Genomic DNA, 26791 nt, shown 5'->3' on the forward strand with positions numbered 1-26791 from the left:
CCCGCTCCAGATTAAAAAAGCGCGAGGGCACGTGCTGTGCCCTCCCGCCACAAGCCGCCCGCCGTTACTTCAGCAGGTCCAGCGCCTTCTGCAGCTCGGCGTCAGTCTTGAGGTCCACCACGGCCTCGCCCTGGGTCGCGCTGGTCACCGGACGGGCCACCGCTCCGGTGTAGGTGAACTTGCCGTCCTTGTCGGCCGTGACCTCCACCGGCTTGCCCGCCACCGTGACGGTGAGCTTGGCACCGGCCGGCACGCCACTGCCGCTGAAGTTCAGCGGAGTCGGGCGGCGGTTGTCGGCCACCACCACGTCCGGCGTGATGCCCTTCTTCTGGATCTCGTGGCCGTTCGGGGTGATCCAGGTGAAGTTCACGATGGCCACCCGGCCGCCGTCCTCGGTGGACACCACCTGCTGGCCCACGCCCTTGCCGAAGCTCTGCTCGCCCACGATCTTGGCGCGGCCACTGTCCTGCAGCGCGCCCGCCACGATCTCGGAGGCCGAGGCGCTGTTCTTGTTGACCAGCACCACCAGCTGACCGGTGTAATCGCTCGCCTGATCCTTGGCCTGCCCGATCACGTCGGTCTGGCCGCTGCGGTCACGCACCGACACGATCTTGCCCTTCTGCAGGAACTGGTCGGCCACGAAGATGCCGCTGTTCAGCAGGCCGCCGCCGTTGTCGCGCAGGTCCAGCACCAGCTTCTTGACGCCGGCCTTCTTCATGTCCGCGACCGCCGCCTGGAACTGCTGGTTCACCTGCTGGTTGTAGAAGGTGTTCAGGGCAATGTAGCCCACGTTGCCCGGCAGCATGGCCTTCTCCACCGACACGATGGTGACCGGCTGGCGCTGCATGGTGACGGTGTAGCTGGAGGCCGCCCCGGTGCTGCCGGCCCCGGCGTTGCTGCCGCCGCGCCCGAAGGTGATGGTCACGTTGGTGCCCTTCTCGCCCCGGATCAGCTTCACGATGTCGTTCAGCTTGGCGGTGCTGACATCCTTGTCGCCCACCTTCAGGAACACGTCGCCGGCCTGCACGCCCGCCTGCGCCGCCGCGCCCACCTTGAACACGGTGTCCACCTTGCCGCCGGTCCCGTCGGCGTTCACGGCGGTCAGCTGCACCCCGATGCCGTAGAACTCACCGGCCAGGTTCTGCTGGTCCACGGCGTTGTCTTCCGGCTGCTCGTAGTAGGTAAACGGGTCGTCCAGCGCGCCGATCATGCCGTTGATGGCGCCGCGCAGCAGCTTGTCCGAGTCCGGCTTGGTCAGGTACAGCTGGTTCAGGGCGTTGTACACCTGCACGAAGGCCTGCGCCGTCTTGGTGGTGGGCAGCGTCCCTGAGGAGTAGGTGTTCATCTGGGCGTAGCCCACCGCTGCGGTGGCGGCCAGCGCGCCGGCCACAATCATCACGTTCGTCCGCTTCACCCCAGCAGAATAGGGCCTGCAGGTGAGAATTGGACTGGGGGCAAATTGCAGCTCAAGCTGCACTGACAGCGGCTGCAGCGGCTGTGCCCCCCGCCGGATGCCTCCCCGCTGCGCCCTGCCACACCGCCCATTCATCTGCCCTGAGTGGGCCTTAAGCTATGCTGTGCGGGTTATATGATTGGCATTGTTCTCACGTTCGTCCCTGCGGTTGTCCGGCCCCACGCTGCCGCTCCCGGCGCGGCTCCAGCCTTCCCGGTACCGGGAGCCGCGCGATGATTCAGCTGCAGCACGTCAGCCTGGAGTACCCGGTCACCCGCACGCTGGCGCTGGACGACCTGAACCTGCACATCAAGAAGGGTGAGTTTGTGTACCTGGTGGGCCACAGCGGGGCCGGCAAGAGCAGCTTCATGAACCTGATCATCAAACGCACGCTGCCGAGCCGCGGCACGGTGCAGGTGAACGGTGAGCTGCTGACCCGCTACCGGGGCCGCCGGACCGCCCAGCTGCGCCGCCGCATCGGCATGGTGTTCCAGGACAACCTGCTGCTGCCGCATCTGAACGCCTACGACAACGTGGCGTTTGCGCTGCGCGTGACCGGCGTGCCGCAGCGCGAGTGGCCGGCGCGCGTCACGGCCGCGCTGCGCACCGTAGGGATGGAGCACAAGAAGTACGCGCTGCCGGTGCAGCTGTCGCAGGGCGAGCAGCAGCGGGTGGCCATCGCGCGGGCGGTGGTGGGCGATCCACCGCTGCTGCTGGCCGACGAGCCGACCGGCAACCTGGACCCGGAAAACAGCCGGGAGGTGCTGAAGGTGCTGCAGAACGTGAACCTGCGCGGCACCACCGTGCTGGTGGCCACCCACGCCCGCGACCTGGTGGAGCAGTTCCGGCACCGCACCCTCACGCTGCGCAAGGGCCGGCTGGTGCGCGACGATCCTTACGGCGGCTACGCGCTGTGAAGGCCCGGACGTGATCTACCATCTGCGTCAGGCGCTGCTGGCCATGCGCGGCAACGTCACCGCCACCCTCTCCACCCTGGGCACCATGACCCTGACGCTGCTGATGCTGGGCTTCGTGGTGCTGCTGACCGAGAACGTGGGCCGCACCCTGTCGCAGCTGGAGTCGCAGGTGGAGGTGGCGGCCTTCCTGCGCGACGGCGCCGACGGGCAGGCCCTGCTGAATCAGGTGCGGGCGCTGCCGCAGGTGCAGTCGGCGCGGCTGGTCACGCGCGATCAGGTGCTGGACGAGATGACCCGCGACTATCCGTATGCCCGCGACGCCGCCGAACTGGCCGGCAATCCCTTTCCCGACACGCTGCGGCTGCGGGTGGCACGGGTGCAGGACTCGACCACCGTGGCGGCCTCGGTGTCACGGCTGAGCGGGGTGCAGGACGTGGAGTACGGCGCGAGCTACGTGGACCAGACGGTGCGGACGCTCTCGGCGGTGCGGGGCGCCGGGTACGTGCTGGTGGGCCTACTGCTGGTGGGCACGCTGCTGAACATCCTGAACGCGGTGCGGGTGGCGATCTATGCCCGCCGCCACGAGATCAGCGTGATGCGGCTGCTGGGCGCCACGCGCGGCTTCATTCGCATGCCGCACCTGATCGAGGGCGTGCTGCTGGGCCTGCTGGCCGGCGTGATCGCGGTGGGCGTGCTGGCCCCCAGCTACGCGCAGCTGGCCGGGCGGGTGCAGGCGCTGGTGCCGGTATTGCCGATCATCACGGACCTGCACGTGATCGCGCCGCTGCTGGGCCTGCTGCTGGCGCTGGGCGTGCTGGTGGGGCTGGTGGGCAGCTTCCTCGCGACGGGCCGCTACCTGCGGGAGCTGGAATGACCCCAGCGCGGGCAAAATCCGGGCTGCTGGCCCTGCTGCTGGTGTCGGCGGCGCTGGCCCAGACGGTGAATCCGGCCAACGACCCGAGCTTCACCCGCACCCTGCCCACCACCTCGGAACGGCTGCAGCAGCTGCAGCAGCAGCTCTCCTCACAGCAACAGCTCTCGGAACAGCAGCGTCAGCAGCTAGATACGCTGCGTGGCCGGATCGCGCAGCTGGGGGAGCAGCAGCGTACCGCCCTGGACCGGATTGACGCCCTGAGCGTCAGCATCGCCCGGCTGGACACCGAGCGGCGCAACCTGGACCTGCAGATTCAGACGGCCCAGCAGCAGCTGCGCGACCTGGACCTGCAGATCCAGGGCACCGAGGCGCGGGTGGCGCGGCTGCAGACCGACGTGCGTGAGCTGCTGAACGCGCTGTACCACGAGCGCAGCGGGCGCTACCTGCAGCTGATGTCTCAGGCGAGCAGCCTCTCGGACCTGCTGATCCGGGTGCGCTACGCCAACTACAGCGGGCAGCACAACGTGAAGGTGGTGCAGACGTTGCGGGCCGAGAGCCAGCAGCTGCAGGCGCAGCGTCAGGAGCGGCAGAAGAGCGCCGACCAGCTACAGGCGCTGCAGCAGCAGCAGCTCCAGAAGCTCGCGGCCCTGAAACAGCAGCGCGGCGAGCAGAACGCGCTGGTCGCCCGGCTGCAGCAGGATCAGGCCGGGCAGCAGGCGCTGGCGACCCAGAACCAGGCGCAGCAGCTGCTGACCGCCCAGAGCATCGAGTCGCTGTCGGCCGGCATCGTGCAGGAGCGGGCCCAGATCGAGGCGGAGCGGCAACGCCGTCTGGAGGAGGAACGCCGCCGCCGCGAGGCCGAGCTGGCCCGCATCCGGGCCGCGCAGGAGGCGGCCCGGCGTGAGGCCGCCCGGCTGGCGGCGCTGCGGGCGCAGCAGGCGGCTCAGGCCCGTGCCCGGGCGCAGGCCGCCGCCCAGGCACGGGCACAACAGGCACGGGAGCAGGCGCGGGCCCAGCAGGCCCGGGAACAGGCGCGGGCGGCAGCCGCAGCGCAACAGGCGCGCGCCGCCGACGAGGCGCGGCAGGCTCAGCTGGCCCGCGAGCAGCAGGCGCTGCGGGACCGCCAGACCCAGCTGGAGAGCCAGCAGCAGCAGAGCGCCGCGGACCTGGCCCCGCTGCCGTCGGCGGTGGGCAACATCGGCACCCCGCTGCCGGGCGGGCAGGTCACGCAGGCCTACAACACCGCTGGCCCCTGGACGGTGCTGAGCGGCCAGCCGGGGGCCCAGGTGGTGGCGGTGGCGGAGGGCAACGTGTTCACCGCCGCCCAGTACGCCAACCTGGGCTGGGTGGTGTTCGTGAACCACGGCCCGCTGGTGAGCGCCTACTTTGGCCTGTCGCAGCCGCTGGTCAACGTCGGCGACCGGGTGCAGCGCGGCTCTCCCATCGGGCTGGTGGGCGGCAGCCCGCAGTTCGGCCCGGAGAGCATGGCCTTCCAGCTGATCTCGGTGGAGGGGGGCCTGCGGCGCAACGTGGCTCCGCCGTTCTGAGCCACGCACTTGCCCGGCAGCCCCGCATCTGCTAGGCTTCTTCGGTGCGCTCCGGCTGGCTGCTGGCGGGTGCATCACCACCGCCACCTAGCGGAAGCTGAACCCTCACCTCAACAAAGGTCGTTAACTACCATGGTCAAGATTCGCCTGTCCCGTTTCGGTTCCACCCACAACCCCCACTACCGCATCGTCGTGGCCGACGTGCGTCGTCCGCGTGACGGCGGCTACATCGAGAGCCTGGGCCACTACGACCCGCGCAAGACCAGCGAGACCTTCCTGAAGGTCAACGCCGAGCGCGCCGCGTACTGGCTGGAGCAGGGCGCCCAGCCCACCCAGACCGCCCGCCGCCTGCTGAAGTCCCAGGGCGTCAAGGTCAAGTAAGCCGCTTCCGGCCGGGGCGGGCAGCTGCGGTTGCCCGCCCCGGTCTGTTGTGCCGGCCGGGCGCCATGGCCGCGCCCTGCTATCATTCGCCCATGAAAACCGACCCCTCGGATCTGGCCCAGTTCATCGCCGTGAGCATCGTGGAGCAGCCGTCGCAGGTCCGCGTCACGCGGCGCGGGTCCAACGTGCTGGTGCGGGTGGCGCCGGGCGAGGAGGGGCGGCTGATCGGGCGCCAGGGCCGGGTGATCCAGGCGATCCGCACGCTGGTCCGGGCCGTCACCGACCCCGGCGAGCGCATCAACGTGGACCTGGACGCCCCCCGCAAGGAGCGCTGAGCATTGATTCCTGAAGACGTGACCCGCATCGGGCACCTGCTCTCGCCGCACGGCGTGCGTGGGGCCATCAAACTGTTCGTGATCGGCGAGCCGGCCCAGCTGCTCAAGCTTCAGCGGCTGTACGTGGAGACGCTCGGCTGGCGCAAGGTGCAGGGCCTGCAGATGATGGGCCCGGGGCTGGTGGTGCAGCTGGCGGGCGTATCAGACCGCACGGCTGCCGAGGGGCTGCAGGGCCTGCAGGTGTACGCCCACGACCGTGAACTGCCCGCCCTGCCGGAGGGCGAGTACTACTACCATGAGCTGCGCGGCCTGAGCGTTGAGGACGATGCCGGCACCCGGCTGGGCGAGGTGGTGGACGTGCAGGACGCCGGCCACCAGGACCTGCTGGTGGTGCAGCATCCGGGCGGCGAGTCGCTGGTGCCGTTGCAGGCGCCCTACGTGATTGTGAAGCGTGGGCTGTGCGTGGTGCTGCGGGACGCGCCGGAGGGCCTGCTGGGCGAGGGCGCTGAAGTGGTGGAGGGCGAGCAGCCGTGAACCCCGAGGCCGGCCCGCTGCGCTTCAGCCTCTTCACCCTGTTCCCGGAGCTGCTGCTCCCGTTTACCCAGGAGGCGCTGCTCGGTAAGGCGGCGCGGCAGGGCCTGCTGGCCTTCGACGTGATTCAGCTGCGCGACTTCGCCGGCAACCGGCACCACAAGGTGGACAGCCCGCCGGCCGGTGGCGGGGCCGGCATGGTGATCCGGGTGGACGTGGTGGAGCGGGCGCTGGCCAGCCTGCCTACCCCGCCGGACGAGGTGATCCTGCTGACCCCGGCGGGCCAGCCGTTCACCCAGCGGCTGGCCGAGCAGCTGTCGGAGCGGCAGCACCTCGCGCTGCTGTGCGGGCGGTACGAGGGCTTCGATACGCGGGTGGAGCGGCTGGCCACCCGCGAGGTGAGCATCGGGGACTACGTGATGATGGGCGGTGAGGCGGCGGCCGCCTGCATCGTGGAGGCGGTGGGGCGGCTGCGGCCCGGCGTGATCGGGGACGCCGAGAGCCACCGCGCCGACAGCTTTTCCAGCGGCCTGCTGGACTACCCGGAGTACACCCGGCCGCCGGTGTGGCAGGACGAGACGATTCCGGAGGTGCTGCTGGGCGGCAACCACGCGGCCATCGAGCGCTGGCGGCGCGATCAGGCGCTGGCCCGCACGCTGGCGCGCCGCCCGGACCTGCTGCCGAACGCCGGGCTCAGCCCGGAGGACAGCCGCACCCTGCTGGCGCTGGGCGCCACGGTCGAGCAGCTTCAGCACTGGCACGCACCGCCGCCTCCCAGTCCCAAACGGCGGCGCCGTTCACCGTCCAGCAGTCCTTTGTAAGACCTGCTGATATTGCCTGCCCACAAAGGGTCCAGCATGAACCGGATGGCCGACGTCACCACGCCCCTGTTTCCATTGCCCGATCTGGTGCTGTTTCCCGGCCTGATTCTGCCGCTGTATGTCTTTGAGCCGCGCTACCGGGCGCTGCTGGCGCGGGTGCGCCAGAGCGGCGAGCCGTTCGGGATCGTGCGGATCCTGCGCTCCGGCGACGAGCCGTTTCACGAGCGGGTGGCGCAGGTGGGCACCCTGGCTCATCTGCGGAGCGTCACCGATCACGACGACGGCACCGCCAGCATCGTGGTGGTGGGCGGGGAGCGCTTCCGTGTGGAGCAGTTTGATCAGGCCCAGCTGTACCTGAGCGCGGTGATCCGCGAGGACCCCCTGCCGGGCCAGGACCGCGAGGATCAGGTGGCCCGGGCGCTGGGACAGCGGCTGCTGGAGGGTGTACTTCAACAGCGCCCCCAGGACAGCGTGACGATCCGCGAGCACGCTCCGACCGAACCGCTGCTGATCGCCTCGTTCGCGGCCACCCTGCTGCCGCTGTCGGCCGATCAGCGTGAACGGGCGCTGGAGGCGACCGACCTGCTGGACCGGCTGGAAACCCTGATCAGTTACCTGCCGCGCGACCAGCGCACCCTCAACTGACCGCGAGCAACCGGCGGACCACGGTCGCCTGCTCCAGTCGCCCGAACCCCACGTCCGTCAGGTAGGCGGCCACGCCGCCCCAACGCCGGTCCAGATGCTCCAGCAGCCCGAGCATGTCGCCCGCCCGGCTCACCTGAAACGTGGCCAGCCTCGCGCGTCTGGCCGGGTCTGGCTCCCGGCTCTGCTGGGCGGCGTAGAAGTGCGTGAGCTGCCGATCCGACTCGGCATAGTCGGCGGCGATCTCCGGGCGCGGCACGCCACACAGGTCCAGGGCCAGCGCACTCACCAGCCCGGTACGGTCCTTGCCCGCGTGGCAGTGGATCAGCACCGGCCCTTCAGGGGCATCCACCATGGCGCCGAAGACGGCAGCTAGCGGGGTGCCCGCCTGGTCCAGCAGCCCCCGGTCGTATTCCGCGTTGCTCCGCGCCGAGCGGTTCAGGGCCTCAAGCACAGGATTCCGGGCCGGGATCAACGGCAGGTTCAGGTACAGGGCCTGGCCCGCAAACGGAGCCGGGTCGATCTGCCGTTCACCCCGGTTTCTCAGATCGATGATCCGGGACACGCCACTGCCGAGCAGCTGGGCGCGTCCCCGCTCGCTCAGAAACGACAGGTTGGCGCTGCGAATCAGCCCCGGAAGAGGCTGTCGGGTGTTGAGGGCTCCATCCCAGGTGACAGGCTCGGACATACGGCACTGTAGGCTCCGGGGCGCGCCATTCTCGCCCCCGCCGACTCCAGTTTCCGGCCGCCTCAGGCGCTAAAATAGAGAGGTAGAAAAGGTGCCGATCTATTACGCCCACAGCAGAATATGCTATACTTGGACGTTGCTCGGTACCGCACCGGGCCGTTCTCATCCCCCGTCTGGCTCCCTGGGCCAGACCTGAATTACTGCCGCCCGAACGAACTCAAGCGGCAGGCCTGGAGCAAACGTGACTGGAATCCTGCCTGTTGATATCACATCGGAAGTCAAGACCAATTTCATCAATTACGCGATGAACGTGATCGTGGACCGGGCGCTGCCCGATGTCCGCGACGGGCTCAAGCCGGTGCAGCGCCGCATCATGTACGCGATGCTGCAGGAAGGGCTGGCCGCCAACCAGAAGCACGCCAAGAGTGCGTCGGTGGTGGGCGAGGTCATGAAGAAGTACCACCCGCACGGCGACACCAGCATCTACGACGCGATGGTGCGGCTGGGCCAGTGGTGGAACATCCGCTACAGCATGGTGGACCCGCAGGGCAACTTCGGCAGCATCGATGGCGACCCGCCGGCGGCGATGCGCTACACCGAGGCCCGCATGACCCGGCTGGCCGAGGAGCTGGTGGCCGACCTGGAGAAGGAAACGGTTGACCTCAAGCCCAACTACGACGAGACCACCAGCGAGCCGACCGTGATGCCGTCGGCGGTGCCGAACCTGCTGATCAACGGCGCAGTGGGCATTGCGGTGGGCATGGCCACCAACATCCCGCCGCACAACCTGACCGAGATCTGCAACGGCCTGCTGGCCCTGACCGAGAACCCTGCCCTGAGCCTGGACGAGCTGATGGTGCACGTGCAGGGCCCGGACTTCCCCACCGGCGGCCGCATCAGCCGCACCGGCATCCGCGAGGCCTACGCGACCGGCCACGCCAGCCTCAAGGTACGCGGCAAGGCCCGCATCGACGAGAAGAACGGGCGCAGCCAGATCATCATCTCCGAGATTCCGTACCAGGTGAACAAGACCAACCTGCTGCAGACCATCTCGGCGATGTACAAGGCCGGCAAGATCCCGGACATCTCGGCGCTGCGTGACGAGTCGGACCGCAAGGATCCGGTGCGGATCGTGGTAGAGCTGAAGCGCGGGGCCATCCCGACCCTGGTGCTGAACCAGCTGTACAAGTACACCCAGCTGCAGACCACCTTCACGGTGATGAACCTCAGCATCGTGAACGGCGAGCCGCGCATCCTGCCGCTCAAGGACACCATGCAGTACTTCCTGGAGCACCGCCGCGACGTGGTGACCCGGCGGACCCGCTACGACCTGCGCAAGGCCGAGGAGCGCGCCCACATCCTGGAAGGCCTGATCATCGCGCTGGACGCGATTGACGAAGTGATCCAGCTGATTCGCAAGTCGCAGACCGGCCCGGAGGCCAAGGACGCGCTGATGGCCCGCTTCGCGCTGAGCGAGGCGCAGTCGCAGGCAATTCTGGACATGCGGCTGCAGCGCCTGACCGGCCTGGAAGTGAACAAGCTCAAGGCCGAGCACGCCGAGGTGATGGCCACCATCGAGCGGCTGCGCTCCATCCTGGGCGACGAGCGGCTGCTGTGGCGCGAGATCCGCAAGGAGATCCGCGACGTACGCGACCGCTACGGCGACGAGCGGCGCAGCGTGATCACCCTGCTGGAAGAGGACATCGGCAAGGAAGACCTGATCGCGGTGGAGGACATGGTCATCACCATGACCCGCGCCGGGTACCTGAAGCGCACCAAGCTGGACGCCTACCGTGAGCAGAAGCGCGGCGGCCGGGGCGCGTCGGGCGGCAAGCTGCGCGAGGAGGACGTGAACACCCGCGTGTTCGTGGGCAGCACCCACGACTACCTGCTGTTCTTCACCGACCAGGGCCGTGTGTTCCACGAGAAGATCTACGACCTGCCGGAGGCGGGCCGTGACGCCAAGGGCACCCACATCAAGAACCTGCTGCCCAGCCTGCGCCAGGACGAGAACATCGCCAGCGTGCTGAGCGTCAAGGGCTTCGACGAGCCGGGCTGCTTCGTGTTCGCCACCCGCAAGGGCATCATCAAGAAGACCATGATCACCGACTACGGCAACATCACCTCAGCGGGCCTGATTGCCATCAACCTGCAGGACGGGGACGAGCTGATCGGCGTGGGCATCGTCCGCGATGGCGACCACGTGGTGCTGGCCACCCGTGACGGTCAGGCGATGCGCTTCTCCGAGAACGAGGTGCGCGACACCGGCCGGGCCACCCAGGGCGTGATCGGCATCCGGCTGCGTGAGGGCGACCGGGTCGTGAGCCTGGCGCTGGTGCCGGGCGGCGACGAGGAGAGCGAGCTGCTGGCCGTGTCCGAATGCGGCCTGGGCAAGCGCACCCCGGTCAGCGATTACCCCAGCAAGGGACGCGGCGGGCTGGGCGTGATCACGCTGGACGTGACCGAGAAGACCGGCCCGCTGGTGACGCTGACCCGCGTGGGCGGCAACGAGGAACTGATGGTGCTGACCGAGAAGGGTGTGGTGATCCGCACCCGCGTGGACGACATCCGCGTGACCGGGCGCAACGCCCAGGGCGTGAAGGTCATCAACATCCAGGAGCGCGACAGCGTGATCAGCGCCTTCCCGGTGCGCCGCGAAGACGAGCTGTAAAGCCAACAGCAGAGGGGGCGTGGGCCGATCTCGGCCCACGCCCTTTTCTGTTGAGGCCGGCTGAACTACAACCCTCCACCCCAAACAGCAGCGGCTGGTCCACACCCGGACCAGCCGCCTGCCTGTGTCTGCCGCTCAGCTCAGCAGTTCCACGAAGTCGTCGTCGTCGGTTTCGGCTTCCAGCGGGAGGGTGAAGTAGAAGGTCGCCCCCCGGCCGCGCTCGGACTCCACCCAGATCTGACCGCCGTGCCCCTCCACCGCCAGCTTGCAGAAGGCCAGCCCCATGCCGGTGTCAAACCGGCCGTGCAGCGTCAGCCGGGACTGCTCGAAGGCCGCGAACAGGTTGGGGATGTCCTCGGCGGGAATGCCCTCGCCGTCGTCACGGATGCTGCACAGCAGCTCCTGACCGCGTTCCTGGGCCAGCACCGTGATCACGCCGCCGGTGGTGGTGTGCTTCATGGCATTGGACAGCAGGTTGGCGTAAATGCGGCGCAGGATCTCCGGGTCGGCGTACACCGGGCGGATGCTCTGCGGAATGTCCACCCGCAGGTGGCGCTCGCGCAGCCCGGCCCCCACGTCTCCCCTGGCCTGCTCGATCACCTCCAGCAGCTTGGACGCGAACACCAGTTCGGTGTTGAGCTTCATCTTGCCCGCCTGGATCTTGCGGACATCCAGCATGTTCACCGAGAGGTGCAGCAGGTGCTGGGTCTCCTCGCGGGCCAGGTCCAAGAGTTCTCGCATGTCCTCGGGCATCCGCTCGTCCTCGCCCACCACCTCCAGCAGCCCCAGCACTGCCGTGATCGGGTTCTTGAGATCGTGGACCAGCATGTGGACCAGCTGGTCGCGCACCCGCTCCTCGTGCTCCCAGCTCTCCATGCGGCGCTGCATCAGCTGGTGGCGCTCGGCCAGCTCACGGCCCTGGCGCACCCGGTCCAGCATGGTCTGGACCTGGGTGGCCAGCGCCTCGCTGGGGGTGGTGTCGCTCATCAGGGCGTCGGCGCCCGCCTGCAGCAGCGGCCCCAGCCCCTGGGTGCCCACCGCCAGCCAGCGGGTGTGCGCCAGTTCCGGCCGCGAGCGCAGCATGGTCAGCACGTCCGGCAGCGGCAGCTTGCTGGGCGTATCGGTGTACAGCACCACCACGTCGGGCGGCGTGAGATGCGCTTCTCGCAGCAGGCTCTCGGTGTCGCTCACCGGCCGCAGCTCGCTGCCGGGCACCAGCCCGCCGAGGGTCACGCTCCGAAGGGGATCGCTCGCCGCCACCAGCACCACAGGTTTCTGTCCCATCACGTGCTGCTCAGCATACCGCCTTCATCCCCACTTCAGGCGCCCTGGATCAGCCCGCTGCGGCGCAGCAGCGCTTCCGGGTCCGGATCGCGGCCCATGAACTCGCGGAACAGCTCACCCGCCGCCCGGCTGTTGCCGCGGCTCAGCACTGCGTCCACGAAGGCCTGGCCGGTGGCGCGGTTGAACACGCCCTCCTGCTCGAAGCGCGAGAAGGCGTCGGCGTCCAGCACCTCGGCCCACTTGTAGCTGTAGTACCCGGCCGCGTAGCCCACCGGGCTGCTGAACAGGTGCCCGAAGTTGGCGACCATCGCGCTGTCGGGCAGCGGCGGCACCGGCATGAAGCGCGCCTGAATCCGGCGGGCGTACTCGGTGACGTCGCCGTCCTGCGGGTCATACTCCACGTGCAGGCCCAGGTCCATGCGGCCCAGCGAGTACTGCCGCATCGCCACGTTGCCGGCCCGGAAGTTGCGGGCGGCCAGCATCTTCTGGTACAGGTCGTCGGGCAGCGGCTCGCCCGTCTCGAAGTGCCGCGCGAAGAGGTTCAGCGCCTCGCGGTTCCAGGTCCAGTTCTCCATGATCTGCGACGGCAGCTCCACGAAGTCCCAGGCCACGCTGGTGCCGGACAGGCTGCGCACCGGCACGGTCGAGAGCGCGTGGTGCAGCAGGTGCCCGAACTCGTGGAACACCGTCTCCACCTCGCGGTGGCTCAGCAGGGCCGGCCGGCCGGCCGAGGGCGGCGTCAGGTTGCCGCACATCAGGCCCAGGTGCGGCTCGAAGCCTTCCTCGCGCGGGCCGCCGGTCCGGAAGGCGTTCATCCAGGCGCCGCCCCGCTTGCTGTCGCGCGGGAACCAGTCGGTGTAGAAGCTGGCGCGGTGCTGGCCGTCCTCATCAAGCAGCTCATAGAAGCGCACCTCGGGATGCCAGCCGGGCGCCTGCGCCTCGCGTACCGTCACCCCGAAGACCCGCCGCACGATCTCGAACAGGCCGCTGAGCACCCGGTCCACCGAGAAGTACGGCCGCAGCAGCTCCTCGTCGAAGTCGTAGAGCGCCAGGCGCTGCCGCTCGGCCCAGTACGAGAGGTCCCAGGGTGCCAGCTCCGGCGCGTCCTGGCCCGCCTGCGCGCGGTAAAACGCTTCTAGCTCGGCGTTCTCGCGCTCGAAGGCTGGCCGGGTCCGCTCCTCCAGGTCCTGCTCGAACTGAATGGCCCGCTCGCCGGTGCCGGCCATCCGGTCTTCCAGCACCAGGTCCGCGAAGGTGCGGTACCCCAGCAGCTCGGCCTTCTCGCGGCGCAGGCGCAGGATCTGCGGGAGCAGCAGGCGGTTGTCGCCACTTTCGCTGGTGCCCACCTGGTTGTTGGCGCGGTACAGCGTCTCACGCAGCTCGCGGTCGTCGGCGTAGGTCAGCACCGGCTGCAGGGTGGGCGCATGCAGCGTCAGCCGGTGCTGGCCCGCATGGCCGTGCTGCTCGGCGTCCTGGGCCGTGGCCTCCCGCACCCGCTCCGGCAGCCCGGCCAGCCGCTCCGGCCCCACGTACAGCTCATAGGCCTTGATGCCGTCCAGGCTGTTGTTGGCGTAGCGGTTGGTCAGCTCGGCCAGTTCCACGTTGAGCGCCCGCAGCCGGGCCTTCTTGTCCTCGGGGAGGTCCGCGCCGCCGCGCCGGAACATGTCCATGGTGAGCTGCAGGAAGCGGGCCGGCACCGGTGGCAGTGTCTGGGCCTCCTCGGTCTGGGCGTAACCCTTGAGCGCCGCCCACAGCCCCTCGTGCAGACTGAAGTCAGTGTTGAAGGCGCTGACCTTCGGCAGGATGGCCTGCTCGGCGGCCCGCCAGTGCTCGTCCGAGACCACCTGATTGAGGTGCCCCACGATGGTCCGCACGGTGCCCAGCTGCGCCGTGAAGCGGTCCAGCTGGTCCAGAAAGCCGGCAAACTGCTGCTCTGGCGCCTGGGCCAGCGTCTCCAGCGTCTGGCGGGCCTCACCGACCAGCCGGTCGATGGCCGGCTCGGCGTGCTCGGGCCGGATACGGTCAAAGGGAATCTTGAAGCCCAGCTCCAGCAGCGGATTCTGCTGGGCCGTATCCGACTCGGGCGTGCTCTGCAACGAGGTCATGTTGGCGAGTATAGCCATGCCGGCGCCGCCGTGACTGCACAGCCCGTGACGGTTCCGTGAAGATCCAGGCCCCTCCGCCACACGGCGGATGCCAGCCCCGACCCGGACCCCTCACCATGGAGCATGGCCGACCGCTCCACGTTCTGGCAGCCGCAGCGACCCACACCGGACCTTCTCGAGGCCCTGACCCCCTGGCTGCAGCAGGCCGAACCGGACCAGCCGGACCTGGCCCCGCTGCTGATCCGCCAGAGTGCCGAGCGGCCCGAACATGAGTTCGCCGCCCTGCTCGGTGCTGGGGCCAGAGACCGGCCGGACCTGCTGGCCATGGCGGAGGTGCCGCGCTCGTACCCGCATCCCGGCTGGTTCATGGTGCACCTGTGGGCCGCGCCGGGTCAGCAGCATGGTTCCCTGCCGGCGGAGGCGCTGGAGCGGCTGCTGCAGACGCTCCCTGACCCGCCTGTGGTGCTGCTGGCCTCTGCCACCGAAGACCGCTGGCAGGCCGACCTTTATCCGGCGCAGGGCTTCGAGGAGCAGGAGCGGATGTGGACCAGCACCCTGGACCTCCAGACGCTGGACCCGCGGCGCCTTGAGGCACAGAGCCGCCGCGCCCGCGAGGCCGGACTGACGACGCGCCCGCTCCGTGAGGTGGCGGACCTGAACGACGAGGACCAGCAGCGCCGGCTGTACCACCTGATGGTGCGGCTGCTGGCGGACGTGCCGTTCAGCGAACCGATCAAGCCGTGGCCCTTCGAGGTCTGGCGTCAGCGCATCCTGCTGGCCGACGACTTCGATCCGGGCGGCCTGTACGTCCTGCGGACCGCCCAGGACGAATGGGCCGGCGTCAGCGAGCTGTACCGGCCGGTGGCGGGCCGCCCCGGCACCCTGCACCAGGGCCTGACCGCCGTGCTGCCGGAGTGGCGCGGGCTGGGCGCCGCCTGGCTGCTGAAGCTGGAGGCGGCCCGGGGCGCCCGGGCACGCGGTTTCCACTTCGTGCAGACCAGGAACCACACCGGCAACGCGGCCATCCTGAGCATCAACGAGCGGCTGGGTTTCGTGCGCGGGCGGGCGGTGATCCGCTTCATCCGCCGCCATGGCGGGCCAGCCGCCCACGGCGCACCGTGAGCGGCCCGGACCTCGCGTCGCTCGATGATCTGGACCGCCGCATCCGCGACCGGCTGGTCCAGGACCCACGCGTGCGCTGCGCCCTGACCTACGGAAGCCGGCCACAGGGCCTGGGCGACCGCTACAGCGACCTGGAGTACTACGCCTGGTACGCCCCCGGAGACGCGTTCGATGCCCGCCGCTGGGTGGAAGCCATCACGCCGCTGCTCCACTTCGTGGTCAACCCGTTCGGCACGCCCAACGCCATCACGCCGGAGCTGCACCGCATCGAGCTGCACGTGGAACCGCTGGAACGCATGGCCGCCGTTCAGACCTGGCCCAATCGCCGGACCCGGCCGGACGCCATGCTGATCAAGGACCGTGGCGGCCAACTGCGGGCGGCCCTGGAACAGCTGGCCGCCCAGCCGGTCTTCACGCCGGACCCGCCCCAGCAGGTGCTGGACCAGACGCTGAACTGGCTGGCCTTCAGCAGCGCCGTGCTGCAACGAGGTGAACGCTGGCGGGCGCTGGAGCTGATGACCTGGGTCCACGGCGGCCTGCTGCGGCTCAGCCGGATGGCCGAACACGCCGAGCAGCCGCTGGCCGTGACCCGGCAGGCCGAACTGCAGCTGTCCCCCGCCCGGCTGGAGCGACTGGCCCGCTGCACGTCCGGACTGGACGGGCTGGAACAGGCGTGGCTGGCGGCCCTGCACATCTGCCGGGACCTGGCCGCAGAGCTTCAGCTGGACGCTCACCCGGAACTGCTCACCCGCCTGGACGCTCAACTGGGCGCGTGGCTCAGACTCCGAACTCCACCGGATCGAGGTTGACGGCCCGCGCTGCGTCGCGCACCTGCACGCGCTCGGCCTCGTCGAAGGTGCCGTCGGCCGCGCCGATGATCAGGCCGAGCTGAATCACGGCGCGCGCCTGATCCGGCTTGCTGCGCAGTTTGCCGATGGCCTGGATCGCCTCGATGCGGCCGAAATCGTAGTCCTGGGTCAGCTTGTCGCAGTACTTGTCGAAGCGGGCCTTCAGGTCCGCCGCCTGAAACACCTTCAGGCTGTCATTGCTGGTGATGAAGCCCGCCACCTTGCGGCGCTCGTCCGGGCTGATGCTGCCGTCGGCCGCCGCAATCAGCGCGCAGATGCTCATGGTGGCCTCGGCGAAGTCGGCGCTGCGGAAACGCGACACCTGATCGGTGAGCTGCCCGCTGACGGTACTCAGACTGTTTTTGAGGTTATCGAGAAAGCCCATGGGTATTCCTCCTGTGGCGCCCTTCTCAGGCGGCCGCTACCAGCCTACCGCGCCGAACTGTTCCAGGCAGGCCAGAATGAGACTGGCTCCGGGCAGGGGCCGAGGCGAGCTTTAACGTGGACGCAGCCGCTGCTCAGGGCGTGAACCCTGCGTCTCACCCACAGGGCATTCGTGTTGGCCAGGGCTGTCTCACCATTGGCCGTATGCAGCCCCCCGCTGAAGTGCGCCGACCAACACCAGGTCCGGCCGGAGGCTGAGCTACCACGGCGTTGTCGCTCCAACCAACGCCCATAGCGCCGGCCAGATCCGTTGTGCCACTTTCCCGCAGGCCAGAACGAGAGCACTCTGCTGAGGCGATGAACTCCGTAAATGACGAGGGCCGAGCCGGTGACCCCTGAGCCCAGAGAGGACCCGTTGCATTCGGCCGGCCCTGATCCTTGCGCTTGTCACCTCTGGGTCAGAGGTCCTCAGGTCCAGCCCGTTCCAGCAGCATTGCGTCGCCCAGGCTGTAGAAGCGGTAGTCGTGCTCCAGGGCCGCGTCGTAGGCCGCCCGGATCCGCTCCTCGCCGGCGAAGGCGGCCACCAGCAGCAGCAGGGTGCTGCCCGGCAGGTGCAGGTTGGTGATCAGCAGGTCCGGCGCCCCGAAATGGTGGCCCGGCGTGATGAAAATGCTGGTGTCGCCGTCACCGGGTCGCAGCTCGCCATCCCGCCACGCACTCTCCAGCGCCCGCACCGTGGTGGTGCCCACCGCCACCACCCGCCGGCCTTCACGCCTGGCCCGGTTGACGGCCTCCGCCGTCTCGGGCGAGATGCTGTACTGCTCGGCGTGCATCACGTGCTCCGAGACCGGCCCGCTGATGGGCTTGAACGTGCCGGCCCCCACGTGCAGCGTGATGTGGGCCAGCGTGACCCCCATCGCCTCCAGGCGGCCCAGCAGCTCCGGCGTGAAGTGCAGCCCTGCCGTGGGCGCGGCCACCGAGCCGGGCGTGCGGGCGTACACCGTCTGGTAGCGCTCCTGAAAAGCGGCCGGATCAGCAGCGATGTAGGGCGGCAGGGGCAGCGTGCCGATACGGTCCAGATGCGGGCGGATATCGGTGTCGAAGCGCAACAGCCGCGCGCCGTCCGGCAACACGCCCACCACCTCGGCGCGCAGCGGATCTTCATCGCCCAGCAGCAGGGCCGGCCCGGCCCGGCGGGCGGGCTTGAGGTAGGCACTCCAGGTGTTGGCCGTTTCCTCGCGCAACAGCAGCACCTCCACCCGGCCGCCCCCCTGCCCGCCCGCGCTGGGCTTCCTGGCCAGCACGCGGGCCGGAATCACCCGGCTCTCGTTAAACACCAGCAGGTCGCCGGGCCGCAGAAAGCGGGGCAGCTCGTGAAAGCGGTGGTGGCTGAGGCTGCCCTGCCCCACCACCATCAGCCGGGAGGTGTCCCGCGGCTCGGCGCCACTCTGGGCAATGCGTTCGGGCGGCAGGTCGAACGACAGCCGCTCCAGCACCCGGTCCAGTTCGCCGGGCGCGCTCTGGGCCGGCCCGCTCACGGCGTCGGGGTGGCCTTGGCGCGGGCCGGCATCAGCGCCTCCTCGATGTCCGGCAGGTGGGTAAAGCGGTCGGCGGCATCCACAAGTTTCTGGGCGGTGTGCTCGCGGAAGGCGATCACCTCCACCCGCTTGCCGCGCTCCTGCAACACCTCCACGATGTCGGTGAAGTCGCCGTCGCCGCTGCCCAGCACCACCACGTCCAGGTGGTCGATCAGCCGGAACATGTCGGCCACGATGCCCATGTCCCAGTTGCCCTCATAGATGGGCCGCCCGCCCTCCGCAACGTGATGCAGCGTCAAGGTCATGCGGCGCACCTTGTAGCCGAGCGCCGAGAGCTTGTAGATGAAGGGCCGGGCGGTGCCCTCGCCGTCCTTCTCGACCGTGTAGGCGATGGCGTGCACCAGCTCACGGTCCTTGCGCGCCACGTTCAGCAGCGTCTCGAAGTTGACGGTGCGCTCCGCAAGGTCGCGGGCGCTGTGGTACAGGTTCTGGGTATCGATAAACAGACCGACTCTGGGTTTATGAACAACGTACTGCATGCGTCTCCAAAGAACCGCTCGGGAAAGAGGGGGTACTGAAAAGGGCGGGGCCGAAAGGAACAAGCCACATCAAAAGAAGCCATCCATGAAGGATGGCTTCAGTGTACCGGGAAAGTGAAGACCGCGAACCGGCCCGGAGAGGCGCACTCCCCCCGGGGCGGCTCAGCCGGTGTTACGGACCCCCGCCGAGATGCCCTGCACGCTCAGCAGCAGCGGCCGCTCCAGGTTCTCCGGCACGTCCTCCGGCCCCTCCCCCTGCTCGCGCGAGCGGCGCAGCAGTTCCACCTGCAGGCGGTGAATCGGGTCGATGTAGGGGTTGCGCAGTTCGATGCTGCGCTTCAGGCGCGGCTCGGCGTGCAGCAGTTCGGTGCCGATCACCTGCTCCACCAGGCTGACCGCCTCGCGGAAGGCCGCCTCCAGCTCGCCAGCCAGGCCGCTGTCGTCACCCAGCCGCAGGTACTCCTCGAAGATCAGCAGGTCGCTCTTGGCCAGGCTCATCTGCGCGTTGTCCAGCATCGAGCGGAAGAACGGCCACTCGCGGTACATCTGGCCGGCCAGCTCCGGCCCGATCTCGCGCAGGCCCACCTGCAGGCCGTACCAGCCGGGCAGGTTGGCGCGGTTCTGGGTCCAGCTCATTACCCAGGGAATGGCCCGCAGGTTGCCGAGGGTGGGGGGGCCGGGCCGCCGCACCGGCCGCGAGGCGATGTTCAGCCGCGAGATCTCGTGGATCGGCGTGACCTGCTCGAAGAACGGCAGGAAGCGCGGGTCCTCCACCAGGGCGCGGTAGGCGGCCGCACTCGCGCGGCTGGCCCGGTCCAGCGCCTCCACCCACGCCGGGCTCAGCTCGGTGGCGGGGCGGGCGGCGGCCAGCAGCAGGCCGTACAGCGACTGCTCCAGGTTGCGCTGGGCCAGCACCGGGTGGCTGTACTTGTCGGCCAGCGCCTCGCCCTGCTCGGTGATGCGCAGCCCGGCGTCAATGGTGCCGGCCGGCTGGCCCAGGATGGCGCGGCTGGCCGGACCGCCGCCGCGTCCGATGCTGGTGCCGCGCCCGTGGAAGAAGCGCCACGGTACCCCCGCCCGGCGGCACACCTCCGAGATCTTGCGCTGGGCCTCGTGCAGCGCCCAGTTAGCCGCCAGAAAGCCGGCGTCCTTGTTGCTGTCGCTGTAGCCGAGCATGATCTCCTGCACGTCGTCACCCAGGTGGCGGCGGTACTCGGGCAGCGACAGCAGTTCCCACATCACGCTGGGCGCCCGCTCCAGGTCGCCCAGCGTCTCGAACAGCGGCACCGGCAGCACCCGGAAGCCCACCTCGCGCGCCAGGATCAGCGGCTCCAGCACGTCGCTGACGCTCTCGGACATGCTGATGATGTAACGCCCGAAGGCGCGCGGCCCCACCACCGCCGCCGCCTGCGCCACCTCGCGGATCGGGCCGATGGCGCGTTCCAGCTCCTCGGTGAGCGGCGTGCCGGCGGCCCACAGCGGGCGGCGCGAGCCCAGCTCACGGGTCAGCAGGTCCAGCCGGGCGTGCTCCGGCAGCGCCTGATACCCCGCCTCCACCCCCGCTTCCTGCAGCAGCATGGCCACCGCTGCCCCGGTCAGGGCGCTGTGCTCGCGCAGGTCCAGGCTCACCAGATGCTGCCCGAACACCCGCGCGGTGGTCAGCAGCGGCGTCAGCAGCAGGTCGGCGGTGCGCTGCTGGCCGTGCTGGCGCAGGTCCGCGTCCAGCTGTTCCAGGCGTGGCAGCAGGTCGGTCAGCCCGTGGTCGCGCACCTGGTCGTGCAGCCGCTGCAGCTCCTGACGGTACGGCTCCTCGGCCGGGTCCTCCGGCGCCATCTGGCTGATGTCGGCGTACGCCTGACTGATGCTGTGGAGCAGCAGCTCCCGGGCCCGCTCACGGTGCAGCTCCAGCGTGTCGTGGGTGGCCTGGGGCGTCACGAAGGGGTTGCCGTCGCGGTCGCCGCCCATCCAGCTGCTGAAGCTGATTGGCAGGGTCGCGTCGGTGTCACGGCCGTACACCTCGCGGAAGGCCCGCCGCAGGTCGCGCTGCAGGGCCGGCAGCGCCTGGGCGATCACCTGGATGTAGTTCAGGCCGCCCTTGACCTCATCCAGCACGGTGGGCTTGAGCCGGCGCAGCTCCGGCGTGCTCCACAGCGCCTCCACGTGGGCCGCGATGCGCTCCACCGCATTGGGCGTCAGGTTGGGGATGTCCTGGGCCACCTGCACCAGGTGGGCCCGCACGGTGCGCCGGCGCATCTCGGTGGGATGGGCCGTGAAGGTCAGGCCCAGGTCCAGCCGGGAGAGCAGCGCCTCGGTCTGCTCCGCGTCCAGGCCCATCTGCTGCAGCTCGATCAGCGCCTGCGCCAGGCTCTGCGGCCGGGGACCGGAGGTGCTGGTCAGTACCCGCACGCGCTCGTACTCCTCGGCCAGGTTCACCAGCTGGAAATACAGGCTGAAGGCGCGCACCAGGTTCTCGGCCTGCTCGCTGTCCACACCCGAGAACAGCTCGCGCAGCGGCCCGTCCCCCTCGCCGGCCCGCGCCTGCCGCACCAGCGTGCGCACCCGCTCCACCGTCTCGAAAAATGCCTCGCCCTCCTGCTCGCGCAGCACCTGTCCCAGCGTCCGGCCCAGCAGCCCCACATCTTCGTTCAGACTCAAGTTCGCTTCTCCTCCTCGTAGTGATACCGCTCGGCCCGCACCGCCCGGCCCGAGACCAGCTCCACCGCCACGGCATTCAGCTCGGCCGGGCCGTCCCGGACGGTGAAGCGGTGGGGGCGTTCGGTCAGAAAGCGCTGCAGCGGTCCTTCCGGGTCCGCGCCGATGATGCTGTCCAGCGGCCCGGTGAAGCCCGCGTCGGTCTGAAAGGCGGTGCCGCCGCTCAGAATGCGCGTGTCGGCGGTCGGCACATGGGTGTGGGTGCCGATCACCGCCGCCACCCGGCCCGCCAGATGGTGCGCCAGGGCGGCCTTCTCGCTGGTGGCCTCGGCGTGGAAGTCCACGAACACGGCGCCCAGGTCGGGGCGCTCCAGCAGCTCATCCATCGCCAGGAAAGGGTTGCTGACCGCCTCCATGAACACCCGGCCCAGCAGGTTCACCACCGTGACACGCTCGCCCTGCACTTCAAACGTGCTGTAGCCGGACCCGGGCGTGCCGAGCGGCAGATTGAGCGGCCGGACCAGCCGGGCGTCGTCCAGCAGGCCGTACACCTCCTTGTGGTGCCAGGCGTGGTTGCCCAGCGTGATGCAGTCGGCCCCGGCGCGGGTGATTGCGTCGAAGCTCTCGCGGTTCAGGCCGAAGCCGCCCGCCGCGTTCTCGCCGTTCACGATGATGAAGTCGTAGGCCGGGCGCAGGGCAGGCAGGTGGGCGCTCAACACGCGCCGCCCCGGTTTGCCGTACACGTCACCGACGAAGAGGATGCGAAAGGGGCGGGCCATGGGGGCAGCTTAACGCAGCCCCGTCCGGCGGGCCGGCAGTGGTGTAGGCAGTGGCGGGCCTTCAGCGCTTCAGCTGTCCAGGCCGCTGGCGTTCATGGCCGCCACGTAGCGGGCCAGCTCCGGGGCGGTGCCCACCCGCCGGGCCGCCTCTACCCGCAGCTCATGCACTTCCAGATCGTAGGGGTCCACCCGCAGATACTGGTTGGCCAGCAGGATCAGCCGCCGCCACTGGTGCGCCGCGTGCAGCGTCTGCAGCTGGTGGCGCAGCTCGTAGGTCAGGGCCAGCCGCGCCTCCTCACGCTGCTGGCGCACCCACTCGCTGTCATCCAGCCCCGGCAGGAATTCGCCGCGGTACAGCGACAGCGCCCGCGCGATCTCACCCTGGCGCACCGCCTGCAGGAAGCGGGTCAGGTCCAGGTCGATGTTCAGCCCCGGCCCCAGCCGGTAGCGCGAGACGTTGCGCGGCCCCTCGCGCACGACGGCGTCCTGGCCCAGCACCTCGCGCAGCAGCTGGATGGTCTTGCGCAGGCTCTGGCTGGCCCGGCCCGGCTCGCTGTCGGGCCACAGGTCCAGACCGATCTCGGTCACGGTGCGGCCCGGGTGCAGCGCCAGATACACCAGCAGCGGCACGCTCCAGCGGGTGGGGGCGCGCAGCTCATCCCCGCCGCGCAGCACGCTGATGCGGCCCAGGGTGTGCAGGTGCAGCCGGACCTGCTCGCCCGGTTCGTGGTCCGCCTGCTCGCCGCTCAGCACTCCGGCCAGGCTGTCCATCACCGGCGTGAGGTACGGGGCGAGGCTCGGCTCCAGCGCGGCGTAGTGCAGCAGCTCGGACATTTCCTCCAGCTCGGCACGCATGGATGCCTGCACCGTGCTGCGCAGCAGCCCCTGCAGCGCGTCCTTCAGCACCGCCGCCGCCGCCTCCGCCTGCGCGTTCAGGTGCAGCGCGTAGGCCAGCTGCAACCGCACGCGGGCCAGCTCGGCCAGGTTACCCGCCACCTCCAGGTCCGCCACCACCGCCTGCAGCTCTTCCACCGCCTCGCCCAGGTTGCCCATCCGGCGGTTGATCATGGCGCGCACCACCCGCAAGGTGGGCGGAAACTGGCCGTGTTCGTCCACGGGCGCCTGATACAGCAGGCGCATCGCCTCCGACAGCTGCCCGGCCTGCAGCAGCAGCTCGGCGCGCTTCACCATCGCCCAGATCAGGTGCTCGTAGTCGCCCAGCTGCTCGGCATTCACCATCACCCGCTGCACCAGCCGCACATACTCCTCGCGCTCGATCTCGCCCACGCTGTAGAGCATCGAGCGGGCCACCGACACATAGATCTGCCCGCTCAGGTCATCCGGCCCCGACAGCGTCTCCAGCTCCTCCACCACCTGCTTCACGCGGCCGTAGTCCTTGTGCTGGAACAGGATCAGCGCCAGATTTCGTAGCGCGGTCAGCAGCAATGGCCGCGCCTGGTGCCGGCGGAACACGTCGATGGCCTGCTCCAACGACTGCCGGGACTTGCGCAGCTGACCGTCGTCGAACTGAATGGCGGCGATGGTCTGGCCGATCTTGGCGGCCCCCAGGTCGTCGCCCAGCAGCAGGTAGCCACGCCGCGCCCGGTCCAGCAGCTGCTGGGCGCTGCGGGCCTGTCCCAGCTGATACTGCACCGTGCCCAGCCAGCGGGAGCCGCGCATCAGCAGCTCGCCTGACAGCTGTGGCAGCACCGCCCGCAAATGTTCGTCCGCCTCGCGCAGCCGCCCCTGCGCCCGCAGCAGGTTGCCGTACTCCACCGAGGCCTCCAGATCGCCCAGCAGGATGGCCAGCTGCAGCGGCTCCTCGGCCAGGGCGATGGCGCCGGTCCGCAGCAGTGAAATGCCCAGCACCGCCTGCTGACGCGCGTCGGCCCGGTCCGGGACCGCAGGAAGGGCGGCCATCGCCTCGTGGTAGGCGCCGGCCCGGTACAACGTCTCGAAATCGCCCTCCACGACGTTCACCGTAGCATCACAACCGTGATCGTAGAGTGGTCGCATGACACGCCTTCGTAAGCTGATCTCGGTCCTGGCCCTCATGAGTGCGTTCACGCTGGTCCAGGCGGGCGCCACGGCCAGCAGCGTCACGCCCGGCACCACCCAGACCACCCAGGGCGTGGGCAGCGGCTTCTCCATCGGCACCAACTGAGATGGCACCGGAGCCTGCTCCCCAGCGGGCCGGCGCTCCAGGGGGCACCCCCAGCCCTGAAGCGGCGCGCCCAACCCCAGCCGACCGGCTGCTGGAAGCCAAGGTGGACCGGCTGCTGTTCACCGCCCTGGCCCCCGCGCCCGCACATTTGATCCTCATCTGCGGCCCCAACTGACTCACCTATACTTAACCCTCTGACCGTCTGTTAAAGGAGTTCCCTTCCCTTGTCCCAATCCAACGACCCGGTGGTGCCCGCCACGCTGACCACCCAGCAGCGAGACCTGGACCGTACACCGCTGGGCCAGGACCCGCTGCTGGCGCTTCAGCCGTCGGCGCTGTTCCTGCTGGACGACACGGGCGTGGTGCGCCGGGTGGGCGGAGCGTGGCAGCAGGTGACCGGCATTGCGCCGGCCGACGCGGTGGGACAGCCGCTCAGCAGCTGGCTGCGGCTGCCCAACACCCTCTTTCCGGAGGGGCTCTTCACGGTCAGCGGCCACTGTGACGAGGCGATCCTGACCGGCGTGAGCGGAGCGCGGCGGGTACGGGTGGTCTGGCAGCGGCAGGGCCGACAGATCGCCGGGCATCTAGAACAGCACACGCTGTCGGCCCGCGCGGCCTATGAGGCGTCGGTGCGCGAGCAGCAGGCGCAGGAGGCGCTGGACGAGGCGCTGTCCTGCCTGGGCGCCAGCCTGGACGCGGTCCACGGCGCGCACGTGCAGCGCATGAGCCGCTACGCCATCCGGCTGGCCGAGGCAGCCGGACTGTCGGCCGAGGAGGTGCGCTGGGTGCGCTGGGGCGCGTCGCTGCACGACGTGGGCAAGTCGCGGGTGCCGGCCGAGATCCTGTGGAAGCAGGGACCGCTCACCCCCACCGAGTTCGAGGTGCTGCTGCACCATCCGAGCTGGGGCGCGCAGCTGGTGGAGGAGCTGACCTTCCTGCCGCTCCCGGTGCGCGAGGCGATCCTGCACCATCACGAGCGCTATGACGGCCAGGGCTACCCGGCCGGCCTGAGCGCCGACACCATTCCGCTGACCGCCCGGGTGGTGGCCATCGCGGACGTGTTTGACGCCTTGACCAGCGTGCGCTCCTACAAGCCCGCCTGGAGCTACCAGCAGGCGGCCGAGCATCTGGTGCAGGGGGCAGGCCGGCAGTTCGACCCGTGGCTGGTGCGGGTGTTCGTGCTGGACGTGCTGCATTTTGAAAGTCTCCGGGACCAGCTGGACCAGCCGGCTGGCTGACCCGGCAGCGGCAACCCGCCCGCACAGCGCCGGCTTTTCTGAAGTGTGAGACGGACACCCCGGACGTCGGCCCCGGGGCGGGCTCTGCTGGAACGGCTGCACTCAGCCCTCCTCAGCGGATAATGCGGGCCGGTTCAATGTTGGCGGCGCGGCGGGCCGGTACCAGGGCCGCCAGCAGCGTGGTAGCCAGCCCCACCACGTTCACCCACAGCACGTCCAGCGGGCGCACCTCCACCGGCAGGGCGCTGATGAAGTACAGGTCCCCGGGAATCTGGAACGGGCGCACGGTGAAGTAGGCGCTGATGCCCAGCCCCAGCAAGTCGCCCAGCAGCAGCCCGGCCAGCCCCAGCAGCAGGCCCTCGGTCACGAACAGCCGGGTGATATCGCCGCGTGTGGCCCCGATGGCCCGCAGAATGGCGATCTCCTGGGTCTTTTCAAAGACCGTCAGCGTCAGCACGTTGGCGATGCCGAAGGCCGCCACCACCACGATCAGGAACACCACGAAGCCGATCACGCGTTTCTGCAGGTCCAGCTGTTGCAGCAGGGTGCCGTACAGGCTCTGCCACGGCAGCGGCGTGTAGCTGCGCCGCTCGGTCAGCCCCCGGCCCACCTGTGGGGCCAGTGCCGGGTCGTGCAGCCGCATCTGGTAGCCGGTGATGGTCTGGGTCTGCCGGATCTGCTGCAGGGTGCCGAGGCTGGTAAAGGCGTAGGCCGAGTCGATCAGGTAGTTGCCGGTGCTGAAGAGGCCGCGCACCTTCAGTTCGGCGCGGCGCTGCTGGCTGTTGAGCAGCCGCACCGTGTCGCCGGTGAAGGCGCCGACGCTCTGGGCCAGGCTGCTGCCCAGCATCACTTCGCCGGGGCCGAGGGTGCGCAGAACGGCTGATTCTTCCGGCCGGAGCTGCAGCACTCGCGCCGCGTCCGGCGTCAGGCCGAAGAGCGTGGCAAAGTCCACCCCGGCGCTGCGCCCACTGCTGGCCGGCCGGGTAAGCAGCCCCTTGTCGGCCAGGAAGGGGGTGAAGGCCAGCACCCGTGGGTCATTGGCCAGCGCCTGTTCCAGCGCGGTGTCGCGCGGCGCCGGAACAAAGCGGGTGAGGCTCAGGTGCGGACTGGCGCGCAGGGTGGCGTCAATCAGGGAACGCGAGAAGCCGTTGGTGAGGCTCAGGGCGGCGATCAGCACCATCACGCCCACCGCGATCCCCAGCACCGTGATCAGGTTCTGGGTGCGGCGGCGGCGCAGGTGTGCCCGGCTGAGCATGCCGCTGAGGGTGGGAAGCCGGG

The 26791-nt window shown here is 69.6% G+C and carries 24 protein-coding genes; 13 read left to right on the forward strand and 11 right to left on the reverse strand.

Annotation, left to right across the window (positions count from 1 at the left end; translation table 11 throughout):
* Window positions 1-64 precede the first annotated feature (64 nt).
* On the reverse strand, window positions 65-1414 hold the full coding sequence (locus ABOD76_RS05530; RefSeq protein WP_350243802.1) for a S41 family peptidase: 1350 nt from the start codon (window positions 1412-1414) through the stop codon (window positions 65-67).
* Window positions 1415-1686: 272 nt separating this feature from the next.
* On the opposite strand from ABOD76_RS05530, the gene ftsE reads away from it, so the two are divergent.
* The 8 genes from ftsE (at window position 1687) to ABOD76_RS05570 (ending at window position 7504) form a co-directional block, all read left to right on the forward strand.
* Complete coding sequence (gene ftsE, locus ABOD76_RS05535) at window positions 1687-2370, forward strand: cell division ATP-binding protein FtsE (RefSeq protein WP_350243803.1); 684 nt, start codon at window positions 1687-1689, stop codon at window positions 2368-2370.
* Between the two features lie 10 nt (window positions 2371-2380).
* Window positions 2381-3244, forward strand: a complete 864-nt coding sequence (locus ABOD76_RS05540) for a cell division protein FtsX (RefSeq protein ID WP_350243804.1) — start codon at window positions 2381-2383, stop codon at window positions 3242-3244.
* The gene (locus ABOD76_RS05545; RefSeq protein WP_350243805.1) at window positions 3241-4791 is read left to right on the forward strand and encodes a murein hydrolase activator EnvC family protein; all 1551 of its coding nucleotides are present in this window, start codon (window positions 3241-3243) and stop codon (window positions 4789-4791) included. Before ABOD76_RS05540 ends, ABOD76_RS05545 begins: the two co-directional genes overlap by 4 nt.
* Before the next feature lie 132 nt (window positions 4792-4923).
* On the forward strand, window positions 4924-5172 hold the full coding sequence (gene rpsP, locus ABOD76_RS05550; RefSeq protein ID WP_350243806.1) for a 30S ribosomal protein S16: 249 nt from the start codon (window positions 4924-4926) through the stop codon (window positions 5170-5172).
* 92 nt (window positions 5173-5264) lie between these two features.
* Complete coding sequence (locus tag ABOD76_RS05555) at window positions 5265-5507, forward strand: KH domain-containing protein (RefSeq protein ID WP_350243807.1); 243 nt, start codon at window positions 5265-5267, stop codon at window positions 5505-5507.
* Between the two features lie 3 nt (window positions 5508-5510).
* Window positions 5511-6041: a ribosome maturation factor RimM gene (gene rimM / locus ABOD76_RS05560; protein ID WP_350243808.1), complete on the forward strand. Its 531-nt coding sequence runs from the start codon at window positions 5511-5513 to the stop codon at window positions 6039-6041.
* On the forward strand, window positions 6038-6859 hold the full coding sequence (gene trmD / locus ABOD76_RS05565; protein ID WP_350243809.1) for a tRNA (guanosine(37)-N1)-methyltransferase TrmD: 822 nt from the start codon (window positions 6038-6040) through the stop codon (window positions 6857-6859). Before rimM ends, trmD begins: the two co-directional genes overlap by 4 nt.
* Window positions 6860-6904: 45 nt before the next feature.
* Window positions 6905-7504, forward strand: a complete 600-nt coding sequence (locus ABOD76_RS05570; protein WP_350243810.1) for an LON peptidase substrate-binding domain-containing protein — start codon at window positions 6905-6907, stop codon at window positions 7502-7504.
* On the opposite strand, the gene ABOD76_RS05575 is transcribed toward ABOD76_RS05570, so the two are convergent.
* Window positions 7497-8189 carry a tyrosine-protein phosphatase gene (locus tag ABOD76_RS05575; protein WP_350243811.1) on the reverse strand — a complete coding sequence of 231 codons (693 nt, stop codon included), beginning with the start codon at window positions 8187-8189 and terminating at the stop codon, window positions 7497-7499. The two genes, ABOD76_RS05570 and ABOD76_RS05575, sit on opposite strands and share 8 nt — an antisense overlap.
* 241 nt (window positions 8190-8430) lie before the next feature.
* On the opposite strand from ABOD76_RS05575, the gene gyrA reads away from it, so the two are divergent.
* A complete protein-coding gene (gene gyrA / locus ABOD76_RS05580; protein ID WP_350243812.1) occupies window positions 8431-10860 on the forward strand; it encodes a DNA gyrase subunit A in 2430 nt (809 codons plus the stop codon).
* Between the two features lie 135 nt (window positions 10861-10995).
* Here the strand turns inward: gyrA and ABOD76_RS05585 are convergent, their stop codons facing one another.
* Entirely contained in the window at window positions 10996-12144 is a 1149-nt protein-coding gene (locus tag ABOD76_RS05585) for a sensor histidine kinase (protein ID WP_350243814.1), read from the reverse strand.
* A gap of 35 nt (window positions 12145-12179) precedes the next feature.
* Window positions 12180-14249, reverse strand: coding sequence for a M3 family metallopeptidase (locus ABOD76_RS05590; RefSeq protein WP_350243815.1), 2070 nt, complete (start codon window positions 14247-14249; stop codon window positions 12180-12182).
* Between the two features lie 123 nt (window positions 14250-14372).
* Between ABOD76_RS05590 and ABOD76_RS05595 the strand changes: the two genes are divergently transcribed.
* On the forward strand, window positions 14373-15371 hold the full coding sequence (locus tag ABOD76_RS05595) for an N-acetyltransferase (protein ID WP_350243816.1): 999 nt from the start codon (window positions 14373-14375) through the stop codon (window positions 15369-15371).
* Complete coding sequence (locus ABOD76_RS05600) at window positions 15368-16180, forward strand: hypothetical protein (RefSeq protein WP_350243817.1); 813 nt, start codon at window positions 15368-15370, stop codon at window positions 16178-16180. Before ABOD76_RS05595 ends, ABOD76_RS05600 begins: the two co-directional genes overlap by 4 nt.
* Here ABOD76_RS05600 and ABOD76_RS05605 read toward each other — a convergent pair.
* The 6 genes from ABOD76_RS05605 to ABOD76_RS05630 form a co-directional block, all read right to left on the reverse strand.
* Complete coding sequence (locus tag ABOD76_RS05605; protein WP_350243818.1) at window positions 16149-16604, reverse strand: tellurite resistance TerB family protein; 456 nt, start codon at window positions 16602-16604, stop codon at window positions 16149-16151. The genes ABOD76_RS05600 and ABOD76_RS05605 overlap by 32 nt on opposite strands.
* A 457-nt stretch (window positions 16605-17061) precedes the next feature.
* Complete coding sequence (queA, locus tag ABOD76_RS05610; protein ID WP_350243819.1) at window positions 17062-18141, reverse strand: tRNA preQ1(34) S-adenosylmethionine ribosyltransferase-isomerase QueA; 1080 nt, start codon at window positions 18139-18141, stop codon at window positions 17062-17064.
* Window positions 18138-18680, reverse strand: coding sequence for an NYN domain-containing protein (locus tag ABOD76_RS05615; RefSeq protein ID WP_350243820.1), 543 nt, complete (start codon window positions 18678-18680; stop codon window positions 18138-18140). Before ABOD76_RS05615 ends, queA begins: the two co-directional genes overlap by 4 nt.
* Window positions 18681-18842: 162 nt before the next feature.
* Window positions 18843-21335 (reverse strand): phosphoenolpyruvate carboxylase, encoded by a 2493-nt coding sequence (locus ABOD76_RS05620; RefSeq protein ID WP_350243821.1) that lies wholly within the window; start codon window positions 21333-21335, stop codon window positions 18843-18845.
* Window positions 21332-22111, reverse strand: a complete 780-nt coding sequence (locus tag ABOD76_RS05625) for a TIGR00282 family metallophosphoesterase (RefSeq protein WP_350243822.1) — start codon at window positions 22109-22111, stop codon at window positions 21332-21334. Before ABOD76_RS05625 ends, ABOD76_RS05620 begins: the two co-directional genes overlap by 4 nt.
* 69 nt (window positions 22112-22180) lie before the next feature.
* Complete coding sequence (locus tag ABOD76_RS05630) at window positions 22181-24091, reverse strand: SARP family transcriptional regulator (protein WP_350243823.1); 1911 nt, start codon at window positions 24089-24091, stop codon at window positions 22181-22183.
* Between the two features lie 34 nt (window positions 24092-24125).
* On the opposite strand from ABOD76_RS05630, the gene ABOD76_RS05635 reads away from it, so the two are divergent.
* The gene (locus tag ABOD76_RS05635) at window positions 24126-24275 is read left to right on the forward strand and encodes a hypothetical protein (protein WP_350243824.1); all 150 of its coding nucleotides are present in this window, start codon (window positions 24126-24128) and stop codon (window positions 24273-24275) included.
* Window positions 24276-24499: 224 nt separating this feature from the next.
* Window positions 24500-25513 (forward strand): HD-GYP domain-containing protein, encoded by a 1014-nt coding sequence (locus ABOD76_RS05640; RefSeq protein WP_350243825.1) that lies wholly within the window; start codon window positions 24500-24502, stop codon window positions 25511-25513.
* A gap of 112 nt (window positions 25514-25625) precedes the next feature.
* Here the strand turns inward: ABOD76_RS05640 and ABOD76_RS05645 are convergent, their stop codons facing one another.
* Window positions 25626-26768 carry an ABC transporter permease gene (locus tag ABOD76_RS05645; protein WP_350245323.1) on the reverse strand — a complete coding sequence of 381 codons (1143 nt, stop codon included), beginning with the start codon at window positions 26766-26768 and terminating at the stop codon, window positions 25626-25628.
* Between the last annotated feature and the right edge of the window lie 23 nt (window positions 26769-26791).

The sequence above is a fragment of the Deinococcus sonorensis KR-87 genome (assembly GCF_040256395.1).
Lineage (GTDB): Bacteria > Deinococcota > Deinococci > Deinococcales > Deinococcaceae > Deinococcus > Deinococcus sonorensis.